Origin of the sequence: Methanosarcina spelaei, from assembly GCF_002287235.1 — an archaeon.
Taxonomy (GTDB): Archaea; Halobacteriota; Methanosarcinia; order Methanosarcinales; family Methanosarcinaceae; genus Methanosarcina; species Methanosarcina spelaei.
Genome location: NZ_LMVP01000429.1, coordinates 1 through 377, shown reverse-complemented (window position 1 = coordinate 377; position 377 = coordinate 1). Strand labels below are relative to the sequence as shown.

General features: G+C 42.7%; 1 protein-coding gene. It reads right to left on the bottom strand.

Annotated elements, in window-relative coordinates:
* The coding region (locus ASJ81_RS15790; protein WP_275112570.1) for an STT3 domain-containing protein at positions 1 to 377 on the bottom strand (377 nt) is incomplete at both ends.

Here is a 377-nt window from a genome sequence, read left to right as displayed (position 1 = left end):
TTATTAAACACATCTTCAAAACGCAGCTTTCTTTCCTTAGCCGAAATCAAAGCCAGCATGAAGAACATCATAAAGAGTGTACTGAATAGCGATTCTGCAACATGATGGTCTGTGAAGCCAATCATTGAACGGGTTAGAAATTGTCCCGGAGCAAACGCAATCAGAATTGCAGCCAGAATCCCTGTCTTATGCCCTCCCAGGTATTTTCCTATATAATAAACCGGAATGACGATAACGGCCCCTAGCACTGCAGGGAAATAGGCTCCAACAGTGTCAACAAGATGAGAACTTGGATGTCCCATTCCAAGAATCAGGGAGATAATAGCCATCATTTGATCGAACAATGGGCCGAAATGTATGTAACTCCCATTAGGATA